Source organism: Pontibacillus yanchengensis Y32 (assembly GCF_000770635.1).
In the GTDB taxonomy this organism is placed as follows: Bacteria; Bacillota; Bacilli; order Bacillales; family BH030062; genus Pontibacillus; species Pontibacillus yanchengensis.
Map to the genome: position 1 here is coordinate 1 of NZ_AVBF01000004.1, position 12983 is coordinate 12983.

Annotated in this window: 9 protein-coding genes; 1 reads left to right on the forward strand and 8 read right to left on the reverse strand. The window is 42.8% G+C overall.

Annotated elements, in window-relative coordinates; all coding sequences use genetic code 11:
• Positions 1-574 precede the first annotated feature (574 nt).
• The 5 genes from glpX to N782_RS02410 form a co-directional block, all read right to left on the reverse strand.
• Positions 575-1543: a class II fructose-bisphosphatase gene (gene glpX / locus N782_RS02390; RefSeq protein ID WP_036815724.1), complete on the reverse strand. Its 969-nt coding sequence runs from the start codon at positions 1541-1543 to the stop codon at positions 575-577.
• Positions 1544-1862: 319 nt separating this feature from the next.
• Entirely contained in the window at positions 1863-3149 is a 1287-nt protein-coding gene (locus tag N782_RS02395; protein ID WP_036815726.1) for a UDP-N-acetylglucosamine 1-carboxyvinyltransferase, read from the reverse strand.
• 73 nt (positions 3150-3222) lie between these two features.
• Positions 3223-3864, reverse strand: coding sequence for a fructose-6-phosphate aldolase (gene fsa / locus N782_RS02400; RefSeq protein WP_036815727.1), 642 nt, complete (start codon positions 3862-3864; stop codon positions 3223-3225).
• Positions 3865-4041: 177 nt separating this feature from the next.
• Positions 4042-4905 carry a class II fructose-1,6-bisphosphate aldolase gene (fba, locus tag N782_RS02405; protein ID WP_036815728.1) on the reverse strand — a complete coding sequence of 288 codons (864 nt, stop codon included), beginning with the start codon at positions 4903-4905 and terminating at the stop codon, positions 4042-4044.
• A 194-nt stretch (positions 4906-5099) separates the two neighbouring features.
• Positions 5100-5459, reverse strand: a complete 360-nt coding sequence (locus N782_RS02410; RefSeq protein ID WP_036815729.1) for a response regulator — start codon at positions 5457-5459, stop codon at positions 5100-5102.
• 266 nt (positions 5460-5725) lie between these two features.
• On the opposite strand from N782_RS02410, the gene N782_RS02415 reads away from it, so the two are divergent.
• Positions 5726-6241: a DUF2529 family protein gene (locus N782_RS02415; RefSeq protein ID WP_036815730.1), complete on the forward strand. Its 516-nt coding sequence runs from the start codon at positions 5726-5728 to the stop codon at positions 6239-6241.
• A 275-nt stretch (positions 6242-6516) separates the two neighbouring features.
• Here the strand turns inward: N782_RS02415 and N782_RS02420 are convergent, their stop codons facing one another.
• The 3 genes from N782_RS02420 to icmF form a co-directional block, all read right to left on the reverse strand.
• Entirely contained in the window at positions 6517-8121 is a 1605-nt protein-coding gene (locus tag N782_RS02420; protein WP_036815731.1) for a CTP synthase, read from the reverse strand.
• Positions 8122-8476: 355 nt separating this feature from the next.
• Positions 8477-9079 carry a DNA-directed RNA polymerase subunit delta gene (rpoE, locus tag N782_RS02425; RefSeq protein WP_036815732.1) on the reverse strand — a complete coding sequence of 201 codons (603 nt, stop codon included), beginning with the start codon at positions 9077-9079 and terminating at the stop codon, positions 8477-8479.
• Positions 9080-9730: 651 nt separating this feature from the next.
• Positions 9731-12973: a fused isobutyryl-CoA mutase/GTPase IcmF gene (icmF, locus tag N782_RS02435; RefSeq protein WP_036815734.1), complete on the reverse strand. Its 3243-nt coding sequence runs from the start codon at positions 12971-12973 to the stop codon at positions 9731-9733.
• Positions 12974-12983: the final 10 nt, after the last annotated feature.

The following is a 12983-nucleotide window of genomic DNA, read 5'->3' on the forward strand; positions in this document are numbered from 1 at the left end:
AACTGTATGTCCCTTTCGAATGCAAATTAGCCTTCAAATCGAAGAATAAGAGACTATATGTCCGCGAGCATAGCATCACACTGCCTCGCAATCCATTCCTCGCTTCGTGGATACCACCATTTAGAAAACGTCCCCTTCTAATCAGGCCATGTTTCCGTTCTTCTCAATAAAAGCAAAGGTGGCCGTGGAACAAGGAGACTCCCGCCGGAGAAAGAGGTAGGCGAGACCCCGGAAACCCCCGAACTTGGGCTTGAGGAGGCTTGGAAGGGGAGGTTCGACTAAGATTGTCACATCGTGTGACAACGTCGAACGACCCTACATCGTGTAGGGCCGCCGGCAGGACGCGAGTTGTTCCACGGCCACCTTTATTCACTAAAACAACGGAAACATCTCTCTCCCACATAATATCTCGAATCCAAGTCTTCAACATAATGATGCTATTATGGAGGAACAAAAAACTATTTCTTTATTATCTCAACAACAAACTTTAACATAGCCTAATAAAAAGGCTTGGGGTAACCCCAAGCCTTCTGTGCGTTAGATAGTATAACTCTACAACAATACTATTACTTATCTATGGTCTAATAACTAAGTTTGGTTTTTTCTTCAAGGAGTGGTTACCGTCAATGAAGCGTACGGTTCCAGATTTGGCGCGCATGACTAAGGTTTGGGTGGTTGCTTTCATCCCTTTGAATTGTACGCCTTTAAGTAATTCGCCATCTGTTACTCCTGTGGCTGCGAATATAGCATCATCGCCTCCACACATGTCTTCCAAGTGAAGAACTCGGTCGATATCGTCGATACCCATGCCAGTACAACGAAGTCGTTGTTCTTCATTTTCTGGTAATAGCTTACCTTGGATTTCTCCTCCTAGGCATTTCAATGCTGCGGCAGCTAGCACCCCTTCTGGAGCACCGCCACTTCCAAGGAGAATGTCGACACCGGTGTGGTCAAAGGCTGTATTGATTGCGGCTGCAACATCGCCATCCGAAATCAACTTAATTCGAGCACCTGCTTCACGAACTTCATCGATAATAGCTTGATGTCGTTCCCGATTTAATATAATCGCTACCACATCTTCTACATCTTTATTCTTCGCTTTTGCTACGGCTTTTAAGTTTTCTGTTACGGAGGCATTGATATCCACTTTTCCCACGCATTCAGGGCCGACAGCGATTTTGTCCATATACATATCAGGAGCATGTAGTAGCTTACTATGATCCGCTACGGCTAGCACGGAAAGTGCATTCCATGTCCCCTGAGCTACAATATTGGTTCCTTCTAATGGATCAACGGCTACATCCACACGTGGACCATAGCCATTTCCTAGCTTCTCGCCGATATATAACATCGGTGCTTCGTCCATTTCGCCTTCCCCAATGACAACAGTACCTTTCATTGGAATGGTATCAAAAACGTCACGCATTGCGCTTGTTGCAGCGTCGTCCGCTTCGTCTTTTTTCCCTCTTCCCATCCAACGTGCGGATGATAATGCTGCTGCTTCTGTTACTCTTACTAACTCCATTGATAGGCTTCTTTCCATGGTTAAGTTCCTCCTCTTATCCTTTGAAATGATCCTAAACGTAACGGCGTATCTGAAGGTCCCTCAACCTTCAAACGCATACCATTATCGTTATATTGGTTTACCAATTGAGATCATCTTTGAATGAATAGTTGAAAAGACTTTACTCCCTCATCTCCATGGATCTTGAAGTACCCATCTCCTTTATATGGATGAACACGAAACATATAGCACCAATCTGCTGAGAGGCATGATCGACTTTTCCCTCAAAAAGTCTAGCACTCACCAGCAGATAGATGCTTTATCATTATTCTACTTTTGTGCACATGAAAGCCTGGACCTAAGAATTCTGAAATTGTTCAATCTCAGCTTCTGTCATTTTTTCACGCCAAATATTAGCGCCTAGATCTTGTAGTTTCTCGACAATGTTCTCATAGCCACGATCTATGTGGTCTAATCCAGTAATTTCTGTGACTCCGTTTGCAAGCAATCCTGCTACAACAAGCGCTGCACCGGCACGTAAGTCACTTGCTTTCACTTTAGCGCCTTCCAATACTACAGGGCCATTCACAATTGCTGAGCTACCTTCTACTTTGATATCAGCATTCATGCGACGAAGTTCATCGATATGCTTAAATCTTGCTTGATAAATGGTGTCAGTCACAACGCCAGTACCACTAGCCTGTGTTAGCAAAGAAGTAAATGGTTGTTGCAAATCCGTTGGAAATCCTGGGTGAACAAGTGTCTTAATATCTACACTTTTCAATGGATTTGACCTGCGAACAATCAATTGATCATTTAAACTCTCAATTGTTACACCCATTTCTCTAAGCTTAGCGAGCAAGGATTCCAAGTGTTGAGGAATAACGTTATCAATTAACACTTCCTCCCCTTTTGCTGCTGCCATAATTGTGTATGTTCCTGCTTCAATACGGTCTGGGATAATTGTATGACGGCAACCACTTAGAGACTCAACACCTTCAATGCGAATCACATCTGTGCCAGCGCCTTTAATTTTTGCACCCATACTAGTCAGTAAAGTGGCTACATCAATGATTTCAGGCTCTTTTGCAGCATTTTCAATGATGGTTTTCCCTTTCGCCTTCACAGCGGCAAGCATTATATTGATCGTTGCTCCAACACTTACAACATCTAAGTAAATGCGAGCGCCACGTAATTCCTCGGCACGCAAATAAATCGCGCCTTGTTCATTCGTAACCTCTGCACCAAGTGCTTCAAAGCCTTTAATATGCTGGTCAATTGGACGTGGGCCAAGATGGCAACCTCCTGGCAATCCGATGACCGCCTTTTTAAAACGACCAAGCATTGCGCCCATAAAATAATAAGAGGCACGCAGCTTTTTCACTTTTCCATTTGGTAGTGGCATTGAAATCATACGGGACGGATCAATATAAACGTCTTGTCCTTGCTTTTGGACTGTGCCGCCAATTTCTTCTAACAATTGACTTAATGTGCCTACGTCAGATATATTCGGTAACCCTTCAATCGTAACAGGAGACTCAGCTAGTATAGCAGCAGGCAATAAAGCAACTGCGCTATTCTTAGCTCCGCTTACGCGTACGCTCCCGTTTAAAGAGTGACCTCCTTCAACAAGCAGTTTTTCCATGGTGGACTCCCTTCTAATCTAGGCAAACCCATAATTTGTTACGCTTATTTTGCACAAAATTTCCATTATCATACTAGTTTTGTTTCTTCCAGTCTGCAAGAAATTTTTCAATTCCAGCATCTGTTAATGGATGCTTTACTAATTGTTTTAACACTTTTAGTGGTACCGTTGCAATATGAGCACCATGACTAGCTGCGTCTGTTACATGAACTGGGTGGCGGACGGAAGCTGCGATGATTTCTGTTTCAATTCCATGAAGATCAAATATTTCAGCGATTTGACTTACTAAGTTCATACCGTCTTGTCCGATATCATCAAGACGCCCAATAAATGGGGATACGTATGTAGCACCTGCACGAGCAGCAAGTAAGGCTTGGTTAGCAGAGAAAATGAGTGTAACGTTTGTTTTGATGTTCATCTCAGAGAATTGCTTTACTGCTTTTAGCCCTTCCAATGTCATTGGAACTTTTACAGTGATATTTGGAGCAATAGCAGCTAAGTCTTTCCCTTCATTGACCATGCCTTCTGCATCTTCTGAAATAACTTCTGCACTTACAGATCCATCTACTTCATTCGTGATTTCTTTTAAACGATCATGAAACGAAATGTTTTCTTTCGCTACTAGTGATGGGTTCGTTGTTACTCCCGCTAATACACCTAAAGCATTTGCCTCACGGATTTCTTCGATGTTCGCTGTGTCTACAAAAAATTTCATTTGTTTATTCCTCCCCATTTTGTGTGCGTTTTCAAATTTCAGAAAAACATGACTTTTCACCAGTTACGGAGAAAAGTCGATGTGTTTTCATATTCATGATACTTTAAAGAAAGCCATTCTTTAAAGGGAAAATAATAAAAGGGAACCGCCTAGGGCGGCTCACTTTTCATTTAATAGTTATGCTTTTTGAGAAGAACCAAATTCACGCATCTTGCCGATAACCGTTGCTTTGATGGCGTCACGGCCAGGTCCAAGATATTTACGTGGATCGTATAGGTCTGGTTTTTCAGCTAATGTTTCTTTTACTGCGTTCACTTGTGCTACTTGGTTTTCTGTATTCACGTTAATTTTAGCAGTACCGAAACGGATTGCTTTCTTAACGTCTTCAGATGGGATGCCTGTACCACCGTGAAGAACTAGTGGCTTATCTACAAGGCCCATGATTTCTTCCATGCGGTCGAAACCTAAGTTAGGCTCACCTTTGTAGTGGCCGTGTACAGAACCTAGTGCCGGTGCGAATACGTCAACGTTTGTTTCGTCAACAAGTTGCTTACATTCAGAAGGAATTGCGTATGCTGCTTCAGCATCTTCCACAACGATATCATCTTCTTGACCACCAACACGGCCAAGCTCTGCTTCAACAGATACACCATGAATGTGAGCAAGCTCTACAACTTTACGAGTTAGAGCAATGTTCTCCTCCAGTGGATCGTGGGAAGCATCAATCATAACGGAAGTGAAACCAGCATGAATGGCTTCAGCACACTTCTCGAAACTAGAACCATGGTCAAGGTGAATCGCTACTGGAACAGTAGTACCGTAAGAATTCATAAGCTCTCTAACCATAGCAACAACTACGTTAAAGCCACCCATGTAACGGCCTGCACCTTCAGATACACCAAGGATAACAGGAGACTGTTCTTCTTCAGCTGCTTGAAGAATCGCTTGAGCGTATTCTAAGTTATTTAGATTAAATTGGCCAACGCCGTAGCGTTCTTCTTTAGCCTTTTCTAACATTTCTTTCATTGAAACTAGTGGCATGACTAGATCCTCCTTTATGTTCTTTCACACAGAATATGTCAACTGTTCCAACGTGCACCTGTCAGTTGGCAACATTCCGTTATGTACGTGTTTTCATCAACATTAATAGCATACCAAGTCCATACCACTGGTGCAAGAACACATTGTAAAGATAGCGTTTACATCCATAAATTTCACCAAATTGACATCTTTTCCTACTCTAATAGGCCTATAATCATTTCTCTTACATCTTGTATATTAAAAGGTTTGGCAATAACACCTTTAATATTTGAGGAGAATTCTTTCCCTTCTAGTTCATCCTCTGCCAAACCACTCATGATAATAGTAGGAACAATTCTCTCTTCCTCTTCTAGTTCCTTTACTACCTGCATTCCATCTTTAATAGGTAATTTTAAATCAACCAACATCAAGTCTGGTTGGTGTTTCAATACTTGATCAATCGCTTCTTGTCCCGTTTGTGCTAGTAGAATTTGATACCCCTCGGTTTTAATAACCTCTTCTAATAGCATGCGTATTCCTGGTTGATCATCTACTACTAATACTGATTTCGTCATAATTGCCCTCCAAAAATCAAAAGTGTGTTTTCTTCTATCTATTTCCATCCCAACTATCATCTTTCTCCCTAGGAGGGCTATTTTCCTGCTTTGTATAAAAATACAATTGTTTCCAATTAGAAAGTAGAAAAGTAGGTATGCTATGCTTACATACATGATTGTTTTTATAGGAATAAGTCTTAAGACAATGCTAAGCCAATTTGCTTATATGCGTACCCTTCCATAAATGTAGAGTTTTTATATTGAACTAAAAGGAGGAGCTTCTTATGATGAAGATGCTAACCACCCAGTTAAATGGTGCATTTGAACGAATTTATGAAAAAGAGGAATTGCGAATCGAGGATGCTGCTCGTGCCCTCTCTCAAGCTATTGTGGGAGAAGGTCATGTGTATGTGATAGGGACTGGAGAAATGCAAGCATTGCATAACGAGGTAGAATCAGGACCTGAAGCATTGCCGAAGACTGTATTGTACACAGATGATGCGGAGCTTTCTCATATTGACCGAGTCATTATCGCATCTCGTTTTGCAAATGATGAAGAAGCACTAGCGCTTACGAAAAAAGTCCAAGCCCAAGATGCCCAGGTCATCCATATTTCTGCTTCAACGAAAGAAGAAAACCCAATCCAAGAGTTGGCTGACTTCTACATCGACACACACATCTCTGGTCCCATGCTACCATTTGATATGGATCGTATTGGGTTCCCATCTATTATGGGGATGCTGTATGTGTATCATGCTCTATTTGTTATTACGAAAGAAATTACGTCGGAGTATGAATAGGAATAGAGATGAAGGGCGAAATCTTATGCGATTTCGTCCTTTTTTTGATAGTTGGCATCGTGAAGTGCGGTGGTGATCTGGGCGGAAAAGGGCGGTCGCTCATATATTTAGGATCTCGATCATATATCGAGGATGTCGCTCATATTTTCAGGATCTCGCTCTTATATTGAGAATGTGGCTCATATATTCAGAATCTCGCTCATAACGCCACTCCCTTGTATGCAAAAAAGCTCAGAGTATTCTACTCTGAGCTTTTCTTTATGCTAAAACTGCTATTATTCACCTTTATATTGAATACTTGCGCCAACAAAGTCATGGAATAGGCTTTGTGGGTTAGTTGGTCTTGACTTGAATTCTGGGTGGAATTGGCAAGCCACGAACCATGGGTGGTCGCTAAGTTCAATGATTTCAACGAGGCGGCCATCTGGGCTTGTACCAGAGAAGACCATGCCTGCATCGGTCATTTGTTCACGGTACTGATTGCTAAATTCGTAACGGTGGCGATGACGTTCGTAAATGACTTCTTCACCGTATGCCTCTTTCGTCTTCGTACCTTCTGTTAGCTTACAAGGGTACACGCCAAGACGAAGTGTTCCACCTAAGTCTTCTACATCTTTTTGCTCAGGAAGCAGGTCGATGATTGGGAATTCTGTAAGTGGATCAATTTCTGCAGAGTGAGCCCCTTTATGACCTAGCACGTTACGCGCGAACTCTACAGAAGCTAATTGCATTCCAAGGCAAATACCGAAGAATGGTACTTGTTCTTCACGAGCATAGCGAATTGCTTCAATTTTTCCTTCAATGCCACGATCTCCGAAGCCACCTGGTACTAGCACGCCGTCGACATTTTGAAGTTTGTCCGCGACGTTCTCTGCAGTAATCTCCTCAGAGTTAATCCATTCAATGTTAATGTCACTATCAAAAGCATAGCCTGCGTGCTTTAATGCCTCGACAACAGAAATATACGCATCTGGTAACTCCACATATTTTCCAACCAGACCTATGGTTGTTACCTTATTCAAGTTTTTCACACGATTAACGAGCTCATTCCACTCGGTCATTTCAGCTGTGCCGCAGTCTAGTCCAAAGTGTTCACACGTTAGTTGGTCGAGATTTTGTTCTTGAAGGGTAAGTGGTACATCGTATAATGTTTCCGCATCCCCAGCTTCAATAACGGCATTTTCATTAATGTCGCAGAACAAGCCAATCTTCTGTTTCATCTCTTGGCTGATTGGCATTTCTGTACGGAGCACAATGACATCTGGCTGAATTCCTAATGAACGCAATTCTTTTACAGAGTGCTGCGTTGGTTTGGTTTTCATTTCCCCTGCTGCTTTGATGTAAGGTACTAGCGTACAGTGAATGTACATCACATTATCTTTTCCAATATCACTCTTGATCTGACGGATTGCTTCTAGGAATGGCAAGGATTCGATATCTCCAACCGTACCGCCAATTTCAGTTATAACAACATCCGCATTCGTTTCATTACCAGCGCGGAATACACGTTCCTTGATTTCATTCGTAATATGCGGAATAACCTGAACCGTACCGCCAAGATAGTCGCCGCGACGTTCTTTTTTGATAACGGTTGAGTACACTTTACCTGTTGTTACGTTGCTGTACTGACTTAAATTAATATCAATAAATCGTTCATAGTGACCTAAGTCCAAGTCCGTTTCTGCACCGTCTTCTGTTACGAAAACTTCACCATGCTGATATGGACTCATCGTACCTGGGTCCACGTTAATGTATGGGTCAAACTTCTGAATTGTCACTTTTAGGCCTCGGTTCTTCAATAAACGACCAAGAGATGCTGCTGTAATTCCTTTACCAAGAGAAGAAACAACGCCACCTGTTACGAAAATATACTTTGTCATATTTACCCCTCTTCCATTCGATGTTCTAAGGAGACTTGTGTGTCATTATCGTTCACGTACTCCACATGTTTTATTAGAAAAAATTCTATACCTGAAAAGCTCAGGGCGCCTTGGTCACCCCCGACAGGCTTAAGACAAGCCTCGAAGTGGCGTTTTTTGCCACAGCGAGGATTGACTTAAGACCCCGAGGGGGTAGGCGCTGGAGCTAGACATATATGCGCCAGAAACTTATACTTTCTATTCTATAAAATAAGAAAGGCGCCCCCGCAATAATACGGGAGCGCCTTTACATAACGATCTCAATTTAAGAGCCCAAATAAAATAATACTTATATCACTCTATAAAGTCAAGATGATTATGAATTATCGTCTTCTTTATCATTGTAATAGCTATTTTCCTCGCTATCATCGCCATCATCACTATCATCTTCTTCGTCATCATCACCAAAGACGTTATTATCCTCTTCGCCTTCAGTATAGCCGGATTCTGTTTCTTCGTCTAAGTCAAAGTCTTCATCCAGACCACTGTTTTCTTCGCCGTCTTCATCTAGGTCTAGTTCTTCATCATCTAGGTCTAGATCCTCTTCAATATCGTCTTCTACGATATCCTCTTCTTCTTCCACTTCTTTTGCTTTCTTCTTGCTCTTAGCAGCTGCTTTTTTCTTTTTCTTCTTCACAGGAGCTTGTACTTCTTCTTCTTGCTGTTCTACTGGGTACCATCGCTTTAGCCCCCACATATTAGAGCCGATTGTCATAAAACGACCATCTGTATTCATGTCAGTGTACAACTGGGCAATACGAGCTTTTTTCTGCTCCTCATTAAACCCTTTTGCTGCAGCTACCTTATCCATTAATTCGTTAAAATCTAGCGCTTGCTTTTCGTCTGATAGAATCTCATTCGCGATCTCAATCATAGACATTTCAGCAATTTCGTCGTGGCTATAGTTTTTAAAGCTCACGTCCAGCACTCCCTTTATATCAAAAATTTATTCATAAACATGTAAAGAAAACTTGCCGAGTGACAAGCCTTTGTCGCAGTCAGAGACTCACTCTACAAGGTGATAAAATCCTCTGAAAGTGTAAAAAGACGGAGAAGTTTATTACCGCTCCTCCCATACTTTTCTATTTTATACGCTTTGTAAGTATAAAATCTATAGTTATCCGAATCAAGCCTACCATACATTATAAACAATTCAATAATGTTTATGCTAGACATAAACGCTATTATTTCAGATTTTACTATTACCTTTTTTAATGTTGGGAAAACATTTTAGGCTCAATCTGGTCTAATATGGTGATTTTTATACTTTTGATTGGGTTGCTATCGGGCAGGGATTGATTGCGAATATTGGGGCGACTGTCCGAGCGAGCGCGGCTCATTCCCAATTCGCAGCTCCACCATGGGGTTGTGAGCGACTTTTTCCATTTTGGAGCGACTACGACCGGATTCCGAGCAACTTTTCCAAATTTGGAGCGACTTCGCCTGTTTTGCGATCAACTTCGCGAATTTTGGAGCGACCGCCCACGCTGGTCGTCTCGCAAATATCTGTGCTCCTACCGAAACGACCCCGCCCAAACAAAAAGGCGCCCCCTAGATGGGCGCCTCCTCTTTACATATTCCTGCGATATTGTCCGCCTACTTCATAGAGGGCGTTGGTGATTTGGCCTAGGCTTGCGACTCTTACGGTTTCCATCAATTCTTCGAATACGTTGCCACCTCCAGCGGCTACTTGCTTGAGGCGTTGGAGTGCTGCTTCTGTTTCGTCGGAGTGGTCTTGTTGGAACTCGCGTAAGGAATTGATTTGGTGCATTTTTTCTTCCTTAGAAGCACGAGCTAATTGCATGGAGTTAATGTCATCCTCTGACGATGGTTTTGGATTCAAGTACGTGTTTACGCCTACGATTGGAAGCTCACCACTATGTTTCTGACCTTCATAGTATAGAGATTCTTCTTGAATCTTGCCTCGTTGATACTGACGCTCCATCGCTCCTAGTACACCGCCACGGTCGTTAATGCGTTCAAACTCTTGTAAAACGGCTTCTTCTACTAGTTGCGTGAGCTCCTCTACAACAAATGATCCTTGTAGCGAGTTTTCATTCTTCGTTAAGCCAAACTCTTTGTTAATGATCATTTGAATCGCCATTGCACGACGAACCGATTCTTCTGTAGGTGTGGTAATCGCTTCATCATACGAGTTGGTATGCAAGGAGTTACAGTTGTCCTGGATCGCAATAAGTGCTTGTAGCGTTGTACGGATATCATTAAAATCAATTTCTTGCGCGTGTAGGGAACGACCAGATGTTTGAATATGGTATTTCAACTTTTGGCTACGTTCGTTCGCACCATATTTATCGCGCATTGTAATGGCCCATATGCGTCTAGCTACACGGCCAATCACAGTATATTCAGGATCTAATCCATTGGAGAAGAAGAAAGATAGGTTTGGTGCAAATTTGTTAATATCCATTCCTCTACTTAAATAGTACTCTACATACGTAAATCCGTTAGCGAGCGTGAAGGCAAGCTGTGTAATAGGATTTGCGCCGGCTTCGGCAATATGATAGCCGGAGATTGATACAGAGTAATAGTTTTTCACTTGTTGGTCAATAAAGTATTGCTGGATATCGCCCATCATACGTAGTGCGAATTCAGTCGAGAAGATACAGGTGTTTTGACCTTGGTCCTCTTTTAAAATATCCGCTTGCACCGTACCTCGAACGACGGAAATCGTTTCATCTTTTATCTTCGCTCGTTCTTCCGCGGAAGGTTCTCGCCCTTCTTTTTCCTTAAACATGTCGAGTTGCTGATCGATGGCTGTGTTAAAGAACATCGCCAGAATAATTGGAGCTGGCCCGTTAATCGTCATCGATACGGACGTTGTAGGATTACATAGATCAAATCCTGCATAAAGCTTCTTCATATCGTCTAGTGTACAGATGGATACGCCGCTCTCGCCGACTTTTCCGTAAATATCCGGACGCTCATTTGGATCTTCTCCATACAACGTAACTGAATCAAATGCTGTACTTAAGCGCTTCGCTGGCTCTCCTTCAGATAAGTAGTGGAAACGACGATTCGTTCGTTCTGGCGTGCCTTCTCCTGCAAATTGGCGCGTTGGATCTTCTCCTTTTCGCTTGAACGGGAATACACCAGCTGTAAACGGAAACGCGCCTGGTACGTTTTCTTTTAACAGCCAAAGTAAACGATCTCCCCAGTCATGATAGTGAGGCAAGGCTACTTTAGGTACTTTCAAACCGGATAAGCTTTCGGTGTTCAAGTCCATCGTGATTTCTTTGTCGCGAATCTTGAACGTCATTTCGTCTTGAGCATAACGCTCCTTAACCTCATCCCACTCGTCAAGCATTTGCTTATTCGCTGGCTCTAGCTTTTGTTCGTACTCTGCTGCAAGGTTCTCCATTGTTTCTTTGGAAGACTCATCTTCAATAAGCTCTGAAGTCCCCTTCACTTGATACCATTTACGAGCAAGATCACTTTGCTCTTCCGCCTTTTCATGATAATTGTGAACGGTTTGCACGATGTCGCGTAAGTATTGACGGCGTTCTGGAGGGATAATCAGGTTTTGCTTTTCAACATCTGTTACTCGTTCAAAAGGCGTCGATTCTTCCCATCCATATGCTTCATTTAATTTATCGATTAGGGCTGCAAACAGCGTGTTTGTGCCGGGATCGTTAAACTGACTCGCAATGGTCCCAAACACAGGAAATGCTGTTTGGTCTTCGTGGAACCTCATATGGCTACGCTCGTATTGCTTACGAACTTGACGAAGCGCATCTGCTGAACCTTTTTGTTCAAATTTGTTAATGACGATAAAGTCAGCGAAGTCGATCATGTCGATTTTTTCAAGTTGTGATGGAGCTCCGAATTCAGCTGTCATCACGTACATGGAAAGGTCTGTTACATCGGTAATCGCTGCATCCCCTTGGCCGATACCACTCGTTTCTACGATGATAAAATCAAACCCGGCAGCTTTCACGACATCAATCGCTTCTTGTATGGCTTTGGAAAGCTCGCTTCTGGAATCACGGGTTGCTAGGGAGCGCATATATACCCGGTCCGAGAATATCGCGTTCATACGAATACGGTCTCCAAGTAATGCGCCACCGGTTTTCTTTTTGGTAGGGTCAACGGATAGAATCGCAATTTTGCGGTCCGGTACTTCGTTTAAAAAGCGACGGATCAGCTCATCCGTTAAGGAGCTTTTTCCTGCGCCACCCGTACCTGTGATACCTAGCACTGGAGCTGCTTTCTTTTGAGAATCGAGCACTTTTTCCAGAGCGGCAGCTGCGCCATGCTCCTGACCTGCAGTATTTTCTACATAGGAAATAAACCGTGCAATGGATTGGCTATCTCCTTCTGTGAGGCGCTGTAAATCTTTTTCTACATCTAATGGTGTTTGAAAATCGCACTGCTCCAGCATGAGATTGATCATGCCTTGTAGGCCAAGTTCGCGACCATCTTCTGGAGAATAGATACGTGCTACCCCGTAATCATGCAGTTCGGTAATTTCTCGAGGGATAATAACCCCGCCACCTCCGCCATAAACGCGGATATGGGATGCTTCTTTTTCCTTCAATAAATCGACCATGTATTTAAAATATTCGACGTGTCCACCTTGATAGGATGAAATTGCAATGCCCTGCGCATCCTCTTGAATCGCTGCATTCACTACTTCTTCCACAGAACGGTTATGTCCTAAATGAATCACTTCGGCACCGCTAGACTGTAGGATACGGCGCATAATGTTAATCGATGCATCATGGCCATCAAATAAGCTCGACGCTGTCACAAAACGTACAGCATTCTTGGGCTCATACACTTGTGCTTGTTCCATACCAGTTCCT

What these genes read in the sequence shown, in the direction of transcription:
- glpX (WP_036815724.1), bottom strand. Translation starts at nt 1,543, where the DNA reads ATGGAAAGAAGCCTATCAATGGAGTTAGTAAGAGTAACAGAAGCAGCA.
- N782_RS02395 (WP_036815726.1), bottom strand. Translation starts at nt 3,149, where the DNA reads ATGGAAAAACTGCTTGTTGAAGGAGGTCACTCTTTAAACGGGAGCGTA.
- fsa (WP_036815727.1), bottom strand. Translation starts at nt 3,864, where the DNA reads ATGAAATTTTTTGTAGACACAGCGAACATCGAAGAAATCCGTGAGGCA.
- fba (WP_036815728.1), bottom strand. Translation starts at nt 4,905, where the DNA reads ATGCCACTAGTTTCAATGAAAGAAATGTTAGAAAAGGCTAAAGAAGAA.
- N782_RS02410 (WP_036815729.1), bottom strand. Translation starts at nt 5,459, where the DNA reads ATGACGAAATCAGTATTAGTAGTAGATGATCAACCAGGAATACGCATG.
- N782_RS02415 (WP_036815730.1), top strand. Translation starts at nt 5,726, where the DNA reads ATGATGAAGATGCTAACCACCCAGTTAAATGGTGCATTTGAACGAATT.
- N782_RS02420 (WP_036815731.1), bottom strand. Translation starts at nt 8,121, where the DNA reads ATGACAAAGTATATTTTCGTAACAGGTGGCGTTGTTTCTTCTCTTGGT.
- icmF (WP_036815734.1), bottom strand. Translation starts at nt 12,973, where the DNA reads ATGGAACAAGCACAAGTGTATGAGCCCAAGAATGCTGTACGTTTTGTG.